Source organism: Arcobacter thermotolerans, from assembly GCF_983172305.1.
The window spans coordinates 1-16,642 of record NZ_CFAFZJ010000004.1 but is presented as its reverse complement, the minus strand read 5'-3'; the positions used below and the strand labels follow the sequence as shown (position 1 = coordinate 16,642).

The following is a 16,642-nucleotide window of genomic DNA, read 5'->3' as shown; positions in this document are numbered from 1 at the left end:
CTTATTTTATTCCTAACTCTTTATTTAATTTATCTTTGTCAAAACCACATATCCAAACATCTCCAACTAAAAAAACTGGAGCACCTTGACATCTCTTTTGACAATCATATAAGGCTTTTTTATTTTTTGTTAAGTCTATTTGATTAAATTTCAGTTTTCGACTTTTTAAGTAGATAATAGCCTCTTTGCACCATTTACAGTTTGGTAAAATAAACAGTGCAATAGGCTTCAATTATAAAATAACTTCAATATCTTTAGAATCACTCTCAACAGCTTTTGCTTTTACAATTCTATCTTCTTTTAATTTTATTGCTAAATCTTTATCGCTAATTGCTAAAATTTGCATTGCTAAATAAGCAGCATTAATTGCACCTGCTTTTCCTAAAGCAACAGTTGCAACAGGCATACCTGCTGGCATTTGAACAGTTGAAAGCATAGCATCCATACCATCCATAGCACCACCTTTCATAGGAACCCCAATAATAGGTTTTGTTGTAGTTGCTGCTAATGCACCAGCCAAATGAGCCGCCATTCCAGCTGCTGCAATAAATGCAATAGCACCTTTCTCTTCAGCCTCTTTTACATACTCTTTTGTTCTTTCTGGACTTCTATGAGCAGAAGATATAATTATCTCATACTTTACTTTGAATTGCTCAAAAGTATCTGCACAGTTTTTCATAATTTCATAATCTGACTTACTACCCATAATTATTGATACAAATTTCATTTTTGTTCCTATTTATTTAATTTTGAACTATCATTATATCAAAAACTTTCTAAGACTTTTACAATATCTTCTATCTTGAGTTTTTTCCACTCTTCAAATTTGTTTATAGTCAAACTATCATTCTCATATATAAATTTTGATAGATTTTTTGAGCTATCTTTTACAAAAATTGTTTTTGTATATTTGTAATATTTTAGTTGCTCTTCATACTCTTTAAAAGTTGCTATACAAACTGTTGGTATCATAAAACAATCTGCTATATGAAGTGCTGATGTATAAGCTGTAATTAGCTTATCACAAGATGCAACTATATATATAAAATCTTCAATAGTTTTTGAATATAATGATAAATCTAAAAAATTATCAGCTTTTATTTTACTATCAATTAAAAGAGTTGAAACAATTGTATAATCATCTAGTTTCTCTATCAAATTTTTTAAAATCTCTATAGCAAAATTTTGAGGAATAGATTTATTTATATTTGCACTATAAGGATGAAAAAGTAGAAGTTTTCCTCTTTGTTTACTCTCTTGTATCTTTTGTTTTAATCCTTTTGTTAGTTCAAAATGGTCTGTTTTTAGTTGTGAAAATTTTTCTAAATCTGATATTTTTTTATAATCTATTCCAAATTTAAAAAGCCAAGCATCAACTGGATTTATATCTAAAATTTTTGTAATGTCAATACTATTATCAACAAAATAATCATATTCACAAATAGCTTTACTATTTATTGCCAATGGTAAAATCTCATTTATATAATCTTGAGTTAAATATATACTTTTATCTCTGTTGTAATAACTATTGTTTGAAGCTTTTATATATACATCAAGTTTTACAACTTTATATATCTCTTTTAATTTATTATAAAAAATTCTAAGTGCAGCCATTCCGCTTATCATCTGGCTAATACTACTTCCCAAACTTCCAATAATAGCAACTTTTATACTACTTTTATGGAAACTTTTTAGTTGATTTAAAAAATTTTGCTCTTTTAATTCTAAAAATCTTAAATCTTTAAGCTCTAATCTCTCTATACTTTCATTTTCTATAATTACACCCAATTGAGTAGGAAAAGATGGATTTTTTAAAACACTTTGCTCATTTATAATTTTTGCATTATATTTGCTTTTATCAACTTTTGCAAAAATATCTTTTAAATCATTAAAATCATCATAAGTTGTAAGATATATTGTCTCATTTTCTATTCCAATAGGAGCTTTAAACCTATTGTACTTTAAAATTGTTCCATCAGTTATTTTAATATTAATACTATTTGTCGCTCTAAAAAAAATCATTTTATTCTATATTTTCACTAATATTTTCTACTCTAAACATTGTTAAATAAGGTAATTTACATGGAAGTTTTATTTTATTTACATTTCCACTATGAACGCTTTCAAGCTCTTTATTCTCTTGCGTTAAAATCTTTTTAAAATTTATATAATATAGTCCATTCTCTTTTTTAAAAACTCTTCCAATCTCATTGTCACACTCATGTAAAACTGTGTTATGTGGAGTGAAAATTTCAATATCTTCATTTGGATAAACTTTATACTTGCAATAAAAATGCTCTTCATCTTCAGATACTAAACCTGTTACTTCAAATGAGCCTTTACTTAAAGCATAATCATGATTTTGAGAATCTAGTTTTTCAAATGGCTTATGAATTAAATAAGCATCTGTAAAACCCCTATTTTTAGTTGTATGCAACTCTTTTTGATATTTTGAAGCATCAAATTTGCCAGCATAATAATCATCGATAGCTTCTCTATAAGTTTTTGCTGTAACAGCTGCATAATAAGGAGACTTTGTCCTTCCTTCTATTTTTAAACTATCCACTGCTCCACTATCAAGTATCTCTTTAATATGAGATGCAAGGTTCATATCTTTTGAGTTAAAAATATATGTTCCAACACCTGGTTCTTCTTCAAGTCTAAATAGGCTTCCATGCTCATCATTTCCAGCATAAAGTGTATATTCAAATCTACAATCATTTGCACAACTTCCACGATTTGGAACTCTTCCCATTTGAACAGCACTAATTAGACATCTTCCACTATATGCAAAACACATAGAACCATGAACAAATATCTCTATTTCCATTTCTGGAAGATGTTTTTTTATCTCTATTACATCTTTTAAAGATATCTCTCTTGCTACAACAATTCTTTTAACTCCCATATCCCAAAAAACTTGTGCATCAAGATAGTTTAAAACATTTGCTTGAGTTGAAAGATGTATATCAATCTCTGGGGCAATCTCTCTACAAAGTCTTACAACTCCAGGAGCTGCAACTATAAAACCATCTGGTTTTAATGCAGCCATAGAAGCTATATGTTTTTTCAATAACTCAATTTGAGCATTAAAAGGAAAACCATTTATTGTTGCATAAACTTTTTTTCCTCGCGCATGAGCATAATCAATTCCCTCTTTAAATGTCTCAAATGTAAACTCTTTACTAGCTCTAATTCTTAAACTAAAATGACTAACTCCACCATAAACAGCATCAGCACCATAATTTATTGCAATTTTTAATTTTTCTAAATTTCCAGCGGGTGAGAGCAACTCAACTTTTTGCTTACTCATAAAATTCCTTTGATTTTTTTATAATAAAATATTTAAATTTTTAGGGGATTGTATCTTTTTTTTGATAAATCTTAAGTTTTGCGACAAGCAAAGAGCTTTAGAAGCTCTCCCACTCATCATCTTTTGAAGATGATTTAAACTCTTTTTTCTTTGTAATTTCTATATTCTCTTTAGCTTGAAGTTGATTTTTATTTTGTAAGGTTTCTACTTCATTAATATTTGTTTCACTCACTGCTTTTATATTATCAATCTTTACTTGATCTAAAGATTTAAATACTTCAATAGTTGAAATATCTAACTGCTCTGATAGTTTTTTTAATAAATCTCTATTTGGTTCATCTTTACAATCTTCATTTATATAGTTTTGTACACTATTGTGAACTACTTCATGATGCTCTTTTAGATTTTTCCAGCTTTGATTTTTTGTAAAACTCATACCTTTTTGCTCTTGCTCAGCAATCCATTTTCCTAAATCGCAATCAGTTGGTTTTGTAACACTCCAAGGAGTTTTACTCTGTCCTATTTTATCAAAGTTTACAAGCTTAAATTTAATATGGTCATTTTTAAGTTTTGAAACTTTAAATACCAAATCTATATCTTCTATAATTTTTGGTTCAACTTGTTTAAATTTAGCACGATCTGCAATTTTTAAAAGATTATTTGATAAACTTGAAGCTTCTGTTGCAAGATTACTGATTATTCGAGAAGAGTTAGCATTTACTTGTGTTACACTATCTAAGACATTTATTGTGTCATTTATTTGTAAAATTCCAACTTCTTCCTCTTTACTTCCTTTTGAAACATCTTCAATTAGAATAATTGTCTCATTTATCTTTTTATTCAAATCAGTATAGCCATCTTTCATACTATTTGCTATACCTTTTCCTTCGTTTGCTTTTGAAGTTGCAATTTCAACAATATTTTTTATCTCTTTAGCAGCTTCTGCACTTCTACTTGCAAGATTTCGAACCTCTTGGGCAACAACTGCAAAACCTTTTCCAGCTTCTCCAGCAGTTGCAGCTTCAACAGCTGCATTTAGACTTAGAATATTCGTTTGGAATGCTATTTGATCAATTACTTCGATAGCTTCATTTATAGAGCTAACCTCTTTATTTATCTCATCCATTGCCTGATTTGTTCTACTTGCAAGAGTTTCTCCCTCTTTTGAAGATTTTTGTAGCTCTAAAGCTAAAACTGACATTTGAGATGTTTTTTGAACACTTTGTTTTATAATTCCAGTTATTTGCTCAACTGCTGCTGCTGTTTGCTCCAGCGAAGCTGCCTGCTCATTTGCCGAAGTTGATAACTCTTTTGCAGATTTTGATAAAACTGCTGTATCGTTATTTAACTTTGTACCAGTTGCTACTATCATTGATAAAAATTCTGAAACCGTATGTCCTATTAGCTGAGTACTAGTTGCTAAAGATGACATAACTCCATTTACTTTTGTTGTATCAAGTTTTGAATCAACCCCTTGAAAATTTGAATTCCCATACTCTATTAAAGTATTATTTAAACTCACCAAATTTTCATTTGTTCTTTCAATCATATGATTAATTGAGTCTCTTAATCTTTGAATTTGTGGATTTGAAGATGTTTTTTCTATCTTATAAACATAAAACCCTTGTGCGATTTTATCTATTACTTCATCTACGTTTTCTATAACTTGACCATCTTCAATATAACCTTTTCTAAGTTTAGAAATATATTCATTAAAGCTATCAACAATTTTTCCTATCTCATCATCTGATTTTTTATTTATTCTATCTGCTTGCTCATTTCCACTTGCTATATCTTTTATAGCAATATCAAGCTCATCAAGTGGTCTTATGATAGCTTTATTTACAAAATAGTTATAAATTAAAATTGCTATGATTACCGAAATAAAAGAAAATAGTGCAATACTTGCTATTATCGTTGCTATTTTTGCATTTGTATTCTCTTGCATCAAGGCAACTTCTGCTTCAATATCATCAACATAAGCACCTGTTCCTATTATCCAATCCCAAGGCTCAAATTTTTGTACATAAGAGAACTTCTCTTTAGGATCATTTTTCTTATTTGGTTTATCCCAATAATATTTTACAAGTCCACCCTCTTTTTTCTCATTTGTAACTCTTGCCATCTCTACAAAGAGTTTTGTACCATAAGGATCAGCATAATTACTTAAATCTGTTCCATTTAATTTACTATTTGTAGGATGGTTAATCATTTTTGGGTGAGAATCATTTATCCAAAAATAGTCATTATTTGCATATCTCATCTCTGAAATAGTTTTTAAAGCTTCTGCTTGAATTTTAGCTGTAGCATTTTCAACATATTCACCAGTTCCAATAACCCAGTTATATGGAGCAAATAATTTTACAAAAGATACTTTAAGTTGTGGTTGGTCAAAACCTGGTTTTGGCCAAACATAATCAATAAAACCCTCTTTATCTTTTTTTGCAATATCTGCAAACTCTTTGAATATTTGTTTCCCATTTGGATCTTTGTATTCATGCATATCTTTATTATTTAACTTAGGATTAATTGGGTGAATTAAAACAACCGCATCTAAATCATTTATCCAAAAATATCCTGTTTTGCTATATCTAGTAGCATTTACAATATCTTTTAATCTCTCTTGTAAAGCATCTTTAGATAGGATATTTTTATTTTTTTCATACTCTGCTTCTAAAATAGAAAAAAGAAACATAGTCTGTTTTTTAAGCTCTTCTTCAACCTCAATTTTAACTTTTTCTACAGAAGTTCTTTGATGATAAGCTTCAACTGTTTTCATAGCTAACGAAACATAGTTTTTAAGCTCTTCCTCTTTTTTTGCATAAGCTTCTTCTTTGTACTTCTCTATTGTTTCACTTGAAAAAGATTTAAGTGAATAAATCGAGTCAATAGCTATAATTATTGATATTAAGACAATTGTCGCAATTGATAATATTAATAATTTTGCTTTTATTGATATACTTTTTAACATTTTTTTAGCTCCAATGCAATTAAATGCCATTATTATATCATTATTTAAAAAAAATCTATATTTTTTAGCTCTTTAACAAATTTTTTACAAAATCTAAAGCCTCATTTGTAACATTTTCTCCACTTATCATTCTTGCTAGCTCTTTTGCTCTTTGAGTACTATCTAAAATTTTAACAACAGAGTTACCATCTATCTTTTCTACTAAAAAGTGTTGATTTGCCTGTGAAGCCAACTGTATTTGATGAGAAATTGCAAAAATTTGATAATTTTTACTTAGTTTTATAAGAACTTTTGATATTGCATCACTCTCTTTCCCGCTTAAGTTTGCATCTATCTCATCTAAAAAAAGTACTCCATTATCTGCTATATCAAACTCACTAATTGAACTTAAAAGTGCTAATCTTAACCTATTATATTCACCTGAGCTAATAGTTGCTATAGATACTCCATTTAATGTAAACTCTACAAAATCAACACCACTATAATCTAATTTTTTATTTGTTAGAGTAATTTTTGCACTATTTAAATATAAAAAATCTAAATAATAGTTAACACTTTTTTCTAAAATTCCTATACTTTTTTCTCTATAGTTTGATATCTTATATGCTAAGTCTAATATTATCTCATTTAGCTGATTATACTTTTGCTCAAGCTCATCTTTTTCATAACTAATATTATTGTAATTTTCAAGCTCTTTTTGTTTCTGCTCTTTATATTCTAAACACTCTTTTATGGTACCAAATCTTTTTAATAAAGAAGATATTTTCTCTATTCTATTTAAAGTCTCTTCTATATTTATATCTTCAAGTTCACTAAGTGTATCATTTGCTTTTTCTAAAATATTTGTAAATTCATTTATTGCTTCATCAAAAAAACTTGAATCCACTTCTAAAATCTCAAGTAACTCATTAACAGCTCTTGCATTTTCAAAAATGATTGATGCTTTTTTACTAGCAACTTCAATTTTCTCTTTTTTTGCCAAAGCTTTTTTTATACTATTTAACTCTTCATACTCATTCTCTTTTGGATTAATCTCTTCTATTTTTGATATTTCAAATTTTGCAAACTCTTTTAAATCTTCAAGATTTTTTTCATCATCTTTTATCTTAGATAATCTTTTTTCAATATCTATAAATTCTTTATATTTATTATCAAAATCTATCTTTATATTTTTAAATTCAGGAAAATTTTTGTTTGCATATCTATCTAAAAATTCAATCAAAGTTTCACTTTTAAAGTCACTTGTATCTCTAAGACTTAAATATTTTATCAAATTATTTGATATTTCACTCAAAGTTTTTTTTGATAAAGATTGACTATTTAAAAAATATCTTGCCTTCTCTTTTTTAAGACACTTTATTACTATATCTTCTTCAAAATTTATATCAAACTCTTCATTTTTTATTCTTGAATTATTTAAATTAACCTCTACTATTTCAGATTTTACATCTTCAAGACCAAAAGAAGCTAGTATCTCTCTCATAAGTATTGATTTTCCAGCTCCACTTGGACCTGTAAAAATATTTAATCCACTATTAAATTCTAAATCTACTTCTTTAAAAGATAAGCAATTTTTTATATATAATCTAGTTATCACTTTTAGTTACCCCATCTTAGTTTTTCACTTAAAACTTTAAAAAAATCTCTACTACTTCTATGAAGCATTTTTGCTTTTTTTGTAGCAATCTTTATTTTTATTATTTCATCTTTTTCTAAATCATATAGCTCTTGACCATCAATTATAACAACAGCTCCACTATCTTGTGTAACTTTAAACTCTATTTCAAAATCAGCTGGTACAACTATTGGTCTTTGTGTTAGAGAATGCGGAGCTATAGGAGTTATGATAAAAGCTTCAGTTAATGGGTAAACTATTGGTCCTCCAACAGATAGGTTGTAAGCTGTTGAGCCACTTGGAGTTGATACAATCAAACCATCACCAAAATATGTATTAAAAGCTTTTCCATCTATTTTTGCTTTAACTTCTAGCATTGATGATAAATTTTTTCTAGAAATTACAATATCATTAAAAGCTATAAATTTTTTACTTTTTATTGAACCTTTAATTATCATTCTTTGATTAATTTTATAATTATTCTTTAATAAATCTTCAATAAACTCAGGAAGTTGATTCATGTTTAAATCAGTTAGAAATCCTAAAGTTCCTAAATTAATACCAAGTACTGGTAACTCATACTTAAAAGCTCTTCTTACAACTCCTAAAAGAGTACCATCGCCACCAACACTTACTAAAAAATCGACTTTTGAACACAAATCTTCAAAAGATAAGCCACTAGCATCTATCATTTTTGCTGATTGTTCTTCAAGAAAAATATTTATATTTTTATTTTCAAAAAGATCTTTTATTTTTAAGTATGCATCTTTTAATTCTGGACTATTTGGTTTTAAAATAATTCCAATATTTTCAATCTTTTTTAGTAATTTATAGCTTCTATCTAATCTCAATTTAAATCTTTTATTTTTAATTTTATATAAATAATTTGTAATTGTAGTAAATTACTCATATAAAACTAATAAAAAAAAGGGATATGCAAAAGCACATCCCTTTTTAATAAAAATCTAAAATGGATTAACCATTTCTTTTTTTCATAATCTCTTCAGATACATTTCTAGGAACTTCTTGGTAAGAGTCAAATATCATAGAATATGTTGCTCTTCCTTGAGACATAGATCTTAAATCTGTTGAATATCCGAACATTTCAGATAATGGGATCATTGCCGTAACAAGTTTGATACCAGCTCTATCATCCATAGATTGAACTTGTCCTCTTCTTTTATTACAATCTCCAATAACATCTCCCATATAATCTTCAGGAGTCTCTATTTCAACTTTCATAATAGGCTCAAGTAAAACTGCACCTGCAGCTGCACTTCTACAACCTTGTTTGAATCCCATTGAAGCAGCTAATTTAAATGCCATCTCAGATGAATCCACTTCGTGATAACTTCCATCATAAAGTGTAACTTCAATATCAACCATTGGGTAACCAGCAAGAATACCACCTTGCATAGCTTCAAATGCACCTTTTTCAACAGCTGGAATATACTCTTTTGGTACAACCCCACCTTTAATTTCATTATTAAATTTAAATGTTGGTTCACTTCCAGCAGGAAGAGGTTTAATCTCTAAGTAAACATGTCCATATTGACCTTTACCTCCAGATTGTTTTGCATATTTATACTCTTGCTTAACAGCATTTCTAATAGTCTCTCTATATGCAACTTGTGGAGCACCTACTTCAGCTTCAACTTTAAACTCTCTTTTCATTCTATCTACAAGAATTTCAAGGTGTAACTCACCCATTCCAGCAATAATAGTTTGTCCAGTTTCTTCATCAGTCCATACTCTAAATGATGGATCTTCTTCAGCAAGTTTTCCTAAAGCAATACCCATTTTTTCTTGGTCAGCTTTTGTTTTTGGCTCAACAGCAACGCTAATAACTGGTTCTGGAAAATCCATTCTTTCTAGAATAACTGGATCTTTTTCAGAAGCTAAAGTATCACCTGTAATTGTATCTTTAAGACCAACAACTGCACCAATTTCTCCAGCATAAAGTTCTTTAACTTCTTCTCTTGAGTTTGCATGCATTTTAAGTAATCTTCCGATTCTCTCTTTTTTCATTTTTGTAGAGTTTAATACATAAGTTCCAGACTCTAAAATTCCTCTATAAATTCTTGTAAATGTTAATTGCCCAACAAACGGGTCAGTCATAATTTTAAATGCAAGAGCAGCAACTTCACCTTTATCAGTTGAAGGAACAATTACAGCTTCACCATCTTGTGTCTCACCTTTAATATCAGCAACTTCAGTTGGAGATGGTAAATACATAGCAACAGCATCAAGAAGTGGTTGGATACCTTTATTTTTAAATGATGTTCCACAAACCATAGGAGTAATTTCCATTGCTAAACATCTTTTTTTAATTCCAGCTGTAATCTCTTCTTCAGTTAATTCCTCACCACCTAAGTATTTATCCATTAACTCATCACTTGACTCAGCAGCAGCTTCAACTAATTTTTCTCTATACTCATTAGCAGTATCAACTAAATCAGCAGGAATTTCTTCAATTTTATACATCTCTCCAGCTTGTGCATCAAGAGTATAAGTGTAAGCTTTCATTTTTACTAAATCAACCATTCCTCTAAATTGGTCTTCTGAACCAATTGGAATTTGAAGTGGAACTGGATTAGCTTTTAATCTATCTCTTACTTGATTCATAACATTAAAGAAGTTTGCACCTGTTCTATCCATTTTATTTACATAGATAATTCTTGGAACTCCATACTTATTTGCTTGTCTCCAAACTGTTTCAGATTGTGGTTGAACTCCTCCAACTGAACAAAATACTGCAACAGCACCATCAAGAACCCTCATTGATCTTTCAACTTCAATTGTAAAGTCAACGTGACCTGGAGTGTCAATGATATTTATTTGTAGTTGCTCATTTGTTTTTGGGTGATTCCAAAAACATGTTGTTGCAGCAGAAGTAATTGTAATACCTCTTTCTTGCTCTTGCTCCATCCAGTCCATTGTTGCTGTACCTTCATGAGTCTCACCAATTTTATGAGAGATTCCTGTATAAAAAAGAATTCTCTCTGTACTTGTAGTTTTTCCTGCATCAATGTGCGCAGCAATACCAATATTTCTAACTCTATTTAAGGGTACTTTTCTTGCCATAATAATTTATCCTACCATCTGTAGTGTGCAAATGCTTTGTTAGCCTCTGCCATTCTATGTACATCTTCTTTTTTCTTAAAAGATGCTCCTCTTTCGTTTGCTGCTTCGAATAGTTCGTTTGCAAGTCTTTCTACCATTGTTCTTTCATTTCTTTTTCTTGAAGCATCAATAAGCCATCTAAGTGCTAAAGTTTGTCTTCTTACAGCTCTAACTTCAACAGGAACTTGATATGTAGCTCCTCCAACTCTTCTACTTCTTACTTCTAAAAGTGGTTTAACATTTTCAACTGCTTTTTCAAACAGGTCAAAACCTTTTTCTTCACCTCTTTTATCAAGGTTATCTATTGCACCATAAAGGATTTTTTCAGCAACAGATTTTTTACCATCTAGCATAATTGCATTAACAAATTTTGTGATCACTTTACTATTGTAGATAGGATCAGCCATTATCTCTCTAACTGGAGCTTTTCTTCTTCTCATTTTCTATCCTTCTACTTATTTTTTAGCTTTTGGTCTTTTTGTACCATACTTAGATCTAGATACAGTTCTGTTATTTACACCAGCTGAATCTAACGCACCTCTTACAATGTGGTATTTAACCCCAGGTAAATCTTTTACTCTTCCCCCTCTTACTAACACAATTGAGTGCTCTTGAAGGTTATGTCCCTCTCCACCGATGTATGAAATAACTTCAAATCCAGTTGTTAATCTAACTTTTGCAACTTTTCTTAAAGCCGAGTTAGGTTTTTTTGGAGTTGTTGTATATACTCTTGTACATACTCCTCTTCTTTGTGGACATTTTTTAAGTGCTGGAGATTTTGATTTCTCAACCACTTTTTTTCGCTCTTTTCTTACAAGCTGTTGTATTGTAGGCATTTCTTTCCTTTATAATATTTGGTTTGAGTAGTTATAGCCCCACTCATGCTTCTCGTAATCTTCAAAATACTTTGAAGCGATACTACCATTCTAGGAAACTGTTGTAGTGTTTTCTAAAAAAGTTTTGCATTGTACCTAAATGCTCTTAAAATTTTCTTTATTACATTATTATCAATTTTATAATAGAATTTTTTTTTAAAGGCAAAAATAATGACAATATTAAACTACAAAAAATTTGGAAATGGTGAAAAAAAACTTATTTTCTTACATGAATTAATGGGCGATTGTACAAATTATGAAAATTGTTTAATCTACTTTGATAAAAATCTTTTTACAATTTTCATGGTTGATTTAAGAGGATATGGCTTATCAAAAAATATTTTAGGAAAATATAATTTAGATGAAGCTGTAAACGATGTAATAAATTTAGTAACAAATTTAAAATTGACTGATTATGTTTTAGTCGCTCACTCTATGTCTTCAATGATAGCTCAACATATAGCTTCAAAAGATAAAAGAGTTAAAAAACTAATTTTACTAACTCCAATATCTTATAAAGGAGTAAAAAGTACACAAAAAGCTAAAGATAATTTATTAACTCAAATGGAAATAAACAGTGGTAAAATAGAAGATATAGTAGAACAATCTAGCAAAAGATATAATCAAATTTGGAAAGATTATCGTATAAATTTAGCTTACAACTCTTCTCTTTTAGAAGCTAGAATTTCTTATATGAATATGTATTTAAATATAGATTATGAAAGTAATTTTGAAAAACTTGAAATTGATGTTCCTATTAAAATTATCACTGGAAAATATGATTTTCCAGTTTTCTCAAAAAATGAAGTAGCAAAATATTTTGAAGAGTTTAATGATGTTGAGATTATAGAATTTGAAGAGGCGGGACATTATCCTATGATTGAATGCCCACTGCTTTTTGCTTCAAAAATTGAATTTTGGGTAAAGAATCTATGACAAAACAAATATTTCCTCTTGCTTTAGGTGGATTAGCAATTGGAACAACTGAATTTATTATTATGGGACTTTTACCAGATGTCGCAAAAGATTTAGGAGTTTCTATTCCAATTGCTGGACATTTAATATCTGCTTATGCTTTTGGTGTTGTAGTTGGAGCTCCAATCTTAGTAGCTTTAAGTTCAAAATTTCCACCAAAAAATATTTTAATAGTTTATATGATTTTATTTACTCTATTTAATGCCTTATCAATTGTAGCTCCTGATTACAATACTCTTTTGATGTCAAGATTTCTTGCAGGTCTTCCTCATGGTGCTTTTTTTGGAGTTGGAACAATTGTTGCAATAAAGTTATCAAAAAAGGGTAAAGAAGCTCAAGCAGTCTCTTCTATGTTTACAGGTCTTACATTAGCAATTTTATTATTGGTACCATTTTTAACATATATAGGACACAATACTAGCTACAAATGGGCTTTTTTAATTGTTTCACTTTTAGGTATATTTACTATTTTAGCTCTAATCAAATTTATGCCAAAACTAAAATCACTTAAAACAGTAACTTTTAAAGAGGAGATAGAGTTTTTTCTCACTTTTAAAGCTTGGCATATTATTTTAATAGTTGCTATTGGATTTGGAGGACTTTTTGCATGGTTTAGTTATATTGCACCTCTTTTAATCAATGTTTCAAAATTTTCACCTAGCTCAATCTCCTATTTAATGCTTGTTGCTGGAGTTGGAATGGTTGCTGGAAATATTTTAGGTGGATATTTAGCAGATAAAAAAGACCCAATAAAAGTAGCTATTTATCTTTTAAGTTTTATGGTAATTTTTTTAATCTTGGTATTTTTCTTATCTGAAAATAAGATTTTATCTATTATTTTAACTTTTATTTGTGGTGTTTTTGCTATGAGTGTGGGGACTCCAATAAATATGGTAATGGTTAAAAGTGCAAAAAACTCTGAAATGCTAGGAGCTGCTTTTATGCAAGCTGCTTTTAATGTAGCAAGCTCTTTAGGAGCTTTATTTGGAGGAATTCCACTTTTGTATGGATTAGGTTTTGAATATCCTGCACTAGTTGGTGCTTTTATGGAATTTTTTGGACTTTTGTTATGTATGCTTTTTTATATAAAATATTCAAAAGAGAAGATATAATCTTCTCTTTTAATAAATATAAATTAAAAAAACTATTTTAATTTAATTACAATCTCTTTATCATTAACATCAACACTATACTTTGATACTTTAGAACCAAGCTCAACAGCAACTCTATAATAACCACCTTTTTGATGATTTCCGACTGTAATATTCTTAAAATTATTTCCTGCTAAAATCTCTTTTTTTGTATTAAAATTTACTTTAGCTTTATAATCAAAAGCTAATTTATTCTCTTTATCAATAGAAAATTTTTTAAACATTTTATGTTCACTTCGTATAATCAACTCATTGTCACTGCTTTCAATCTTTAAAAATGGCAAAATGTTTTTTTGTTTTAATAAATTTGAACTAGGATTTACAGTAGTACTTGTTTTATCGCTATCTACATCAGCTCTTGGCTTTACGTAAATTACCTGCTCTGGCTCCTTTTTAACATTTGCAAGCTCTTTTTTTACAATCTCTTTAGTTTTTTGTTCATTTTGTTTATTTGCTTTTTGAACAATAGCTTCTAACTCTTTTTTAGTATAAGTTTTTTCTGGTGCTTTTTGTACATTAGCTTTAGGTGCAGATGATACTGGTTCACTTTGAGAATTCATTTGATTTTGTATTTTTTGAATATACTGTGCCTCTTGAATCTCTTCAACAGTTTTTGGAGTTTCATTTAACTCATACATTTTTCCTGTCTCTTCTTCGTATTTTGCAAATGGGTTATCTCTACCACTAAGTGTTACACAAAATATTATAGATATTCCTAAAATTACTTTTTTCATTCTTCTGGCTCCAAATTTTTTAATTCAAAATACTCTTTTTGCAAATAAGCATTCTCTTTTTGCAATCTCGAAATTTCATCTTCTAAGTACTCTTTTTTATGCTTTAAAGAGTTATAAACTTGTATTGAATTATCTCCAAAAAGAAGATTCACCCAATGATAAGCAAAATAAACAGTAACTAATAGTGAAAAAATCACTACTAGCATAAATCCAAAAATATTACTTTTTTTATTAGACATTATTTTTTAGAGAAAGGTTGTTTCCCTAAATATTCACTATAACCAATTTCTGTTCCAATTTCAAGAAGTCTGTTATATTTTGCGATTCTATCACTTCTTGCTGTACTTCCTGTTTTGATTTGTCCACAATTTAAAGCAACAGCAAAATCAGCAATAAATGCATCTTCACTCTCTCCACTTCTATGACTCATAATACAATTGTAGTTATTTCTTTGCGCAAGTCTGATTGTTTGCATTGTTTCACTTACACTTCCAATTTGATTTGGTTTGATTAATACTGCATTTGCAATACCTTTTTTAATACCTTCAGCAACAATAGATGCATTTGTAACAAATAGATCATCTCCAACCAATTGAACTTTGTTTCCAAGTTTTTCAGTTAGGATTTTCCATCCATCCCAATCATCTTCACTTAAACCATCTTCAATTGAAACGATTGGATATTTTGAGCAAAGATTTTCATAGTAAGCAACTAGCTCAGCACTTGTTAACTCTCTATTTTCACCTTTTAATACATATTTTCCAGATTCATTTATTAATTCACTAGCAGCAACATCAAGAGCAATAGAGATTTGCTCTCCAGCTTTATATCCAGCTTTTTCAATTGCACTCATAATAACTGAAATTGGTTCTTCATTTGATTTTAAATTTGGAGCAAATCCACCCTCATCACCAACTGCTGTACTTTCACCCATTGCATCAATAATTTTTTTAAGGTGTTGATAAATCTCTGCAACTGCTCTTAAACCTTCATTAAAGTTTTCAAAACCTGTTGGCATAATCATATACTCTTGGAAATCTACAGAGTTATTTGCATGCTCTCCACCATTTATAATATTAAACATTGGGACTGGCATAGTCATAGCATTTGCTCCACCAAGGTATCTATAAAGTGGCATATTAAGTGAAGTTGCAGCTGCTCGTGCTACTGCCATAGAAACACCTAAAACAGCATTTGCTCCAAGATTAGAGTAGTTATGTGTTCCATCTAGTTCTTTCATAATTGCATCAACTTCCGCTTGATTAAATGGACTTTGTCCAATTAACTCATCAGCAATTCTTGTATTTACATTTTCAACAGCTTTTAAAACACCTTTACCTAAAAATCTGCTATCTGCATCTCTTAATTCCAAAGCTTCTCTTTTTCCTGTGCTTGCACCACTTGGAACAATAGCATTCGCTTTTGTACCATCACTTAAAATTACAGTTGCTCTAACAGTTGGATTTCCTCTTGAATCCATCACTTCATCAGCATAAACATTATCAATAAATACCACTTGGGTCTCCTAGTTTTGAATATTTTAGCAGGATTATATCTAAAAAAAATTTGGCTTTAGCTTTTATTATAATATAGTATTTTAAAATAATCATTTAACTTAATATAAAAAATAAGTTTTACTAGAAAATAAATATAAAACCAGAATATTAATGTAGAATGTAAAGATAAAAAAGCTTGCAGAAAAAAGAGGTAAAATAAAAAAGCTTACCTTGACCTACTTTAAGAGTGTAGTAAGACAAGATAAGCTCTTTGGATATAATAAAAACTCAATGAGCTGGCAGCGACCTACGTTTCCACCGGGGGACCCAGCAGTATTATCGGCGATGAAGTGCTTGACTACCAGGTTCGGAATGGGACTGGGTATTTC

Annotated in this window: 15 protein-coding genes and 1 rRNA gene; 2 read left to right on the top strand and 14 right to left on the bottom strand. The window is 29.3% G+C overall.

The features are described 5' to 3' along the window. Nucleotide 1 precedes the first annotated feature (1 nt). The 10 genes from AC5LG6_RS04275 to rpsL all read right to left on the bottom strand — a co-directional run bounded on the left by AC5LG6_RS04275 (nt 2) and on the right by rpsL (nt 11,858). Nucleotides 2-232 (bottom strand): glutaredoxin domain-containing protein, encoded by a 231-nt coding sequence (locus tag AC5LG6_RS04275; protein WP_260931819.1) that lies wholly within the window; start codon nt 230-232, stop codon nt 2-4. Beyond that, nucleotides 233-727: a 5-(carboxyamino)imidazole ribonucleotide mutase gene (purE, locus tag AC5LG6_RS04270; RefSeq protein WP_066154960.1), complete on the bottom strand. Its 495-nt coding sequence runs from the start codon at nt 725-727 to the stop codon at nt 233-235. Between the two features lie 38 nt (nt 728-765). Further along, nucleotides 766-2,022 (bottom strand): glycosyltransferase family 9 protein, encoded by a 1,257-nt coding sequence (locus AC5LG6_RS04265; protein WP_066219687.1) that lies wholly within the window; start codon nt 2,020-2,022, stop codon nt 766-768. A 1-nt stretch (nt 2,023) separates the two neighbouring features. After that, nucleotides 2,024-3,313 (bottom strand): peptidase U32 family protein, encoded by a 1,290-nt coding sequence (locus tag AC5LG6_RS04260; RefSeq protein ID WP_498585789.1) that lies wholly within the window; start codon nt 3,311-3,313, stop codon nt 2,024-2,026. A 97-nt stretch (nt 3,314-3,410) separates the two neighbouring features. Further along, entirely contained in the window at nt 3,411-6,314 is a 2,904-nt protein-coding gene (locus AC5LG6_RS04255; protein ID WP_498585788.1) for a methyl-accepting chemotaxis protein, read from the bottom strand. A gap of 34 nt (nt 6,315-6,348) precedes the next feature. Beyond that, nucleotides 6,349-7,881 (bottom strand): AAA family ATPase, encoded by a 1,533-nt coding sequence (locus AC5LG6_RS04250; protein WP_498585787.1) that lies wholly within the window; start codon nt 7,879-7,881, stop codon nt 6,349-6,351. Between the two features lie 2 nt (nt 7,882-7,883). Next, a complete protein-coding gene (locus tag AC5LG6_RS04245; RefSeq protein WP_260875207.1) occupies nt 7,884-8,750 on the bottom strand; it encodes an NAD(+)/NADH kinase in 867 nt (288 codons plus the stop codon). A 124-nt stretch (nt 8,751-8,874) separates the two neighbouring features. After that, the gene (gene fusA, locus AC5LG6_RS04240) at nt 8,875-10,983 is read right to left on the bottom strand and encodes an elongation factor G (RefSeq protein ID WP_498585786.1); all 2,109 of its coding nucleotides are present in this window, start codon (nt 10,981-10,983) and stop codon (nt 8,875-8,877) included. Between the two features lie 11 nt (nt 10,984-10,994). Next, nucleotides 10,995-11,462 carry a 30S ribosomal protein S7 gene (rpsG, locus tag AC5LG6_RS04235; RefSeq protein WP_066154938.1) on the bottom strand — a complete coding sequence of 156 codons (468 nt, stop codon included), beginning with the start codon at nt 11,460-11,462 and terminating at the stop codon, nt 10,995-10,997. A gap of 15 nt (nt 11,463-11,477) precedes the next feature. Next, nucleotides 11,478-11,858 (bottom strand): 30S ribosomal protein S12, encoded by a 381-nt coding sequence (rpsL, locus tag AC5LG6_RS04230; RefSeq protein ID WP_066154936.1) that lies wholly within the window; start codon nt 11,856-11,858, stop codon nt 11,478-11,480. Nucleotides 11,859-12,068: 210 nt separating this feature from the next. Between rpsL and AC5LG6_RS04225 the strand changes: the two genes are divergently transcribed. Together AC5LG6_RS04225 and AC5LG6_RS04220 are read left to right on the top strand one after the other, a co-directional pair. After that, nucleotides 12,069-12,833 (top strand): alpha/beta fold hydrolase, encoded by a 765-nt coding sequence (locus tag AC5LG6_RS04225; RefSeq protein WP_498585785.1) that lies wholly within the window; start codon nt 12,069-12,071, stop codon nt 12,831-12,833. Further along, nucleotides 12,830-13,984 (top strand): MFS transporter, encoded by a 1,155-nt coding sequence (locus tag AC5LG6_RS04220; protein WP_498585784.1) that lies wholly within the window; start codon nt 12,830-12,832, stop codon nt 13,982-13,984. Before AC5LG6_RS04225 ends, AC5LG6_RS04220 begins: the two co-directional genes overlap by 4 nt. Before the next feature lie 32 nt (nt 13,985-14,016). On the opposite strand, the gene AC5LG6_RS04215 is transcribed toward AC5LG6_RS04220, so the two are convergent. The 4 genes from AC5LG6_RS04215 to rrf form a co-directional block, all read right to left on the bottom strand. Further along, on the bottom strand, nt 14,017-14,757 hold the full coding sequence (locus AC5LG6_RS04215) for an AMIN domain-containing protein (protein ID WP_498585783.1): 741 nt from the start codon (nt 14,755-14,757) through the stop codon (nt 14,017-14,019). After that, nucleotides 14,754-14,963, bottom strand: a complete 210-nt coding sequence (locus tag AC5LG6_RS04210) for an FtsB family cell division protein (RefSeq protein WP_260925360.1) — start codon at nt 14,961-14,963, stop codon at nt 14,754-14,756. The genes AC5LG6_RS04215 and AC5LG6_RS04210 overlap by 4 nt, the downstream gene beginning before the upstream one ends. A gap of 32 nt (nt 14,964-14,995) precedes the next feature. Then, nucleotides 14,996-16,273: a phosphopyruvate hydratase gene (gene eno / locus AC5LG6_RS04205; RefSeq protein ID WP_498585782.1), complete on the bottom strand. Its 1,278-nt coding sequence runs from the start codon at nt 16,271-16,273 to the stop codon at nt 14,996-14,998. A gap of 274 nt (nt 16,274-16,547) precedes the next feature. Next, nucleotides 16,548-16,642 (bottom strand): 5S ribosomal RNA (rrf, locus tag AC5LG6_RS04200); the annotation flags it as partial.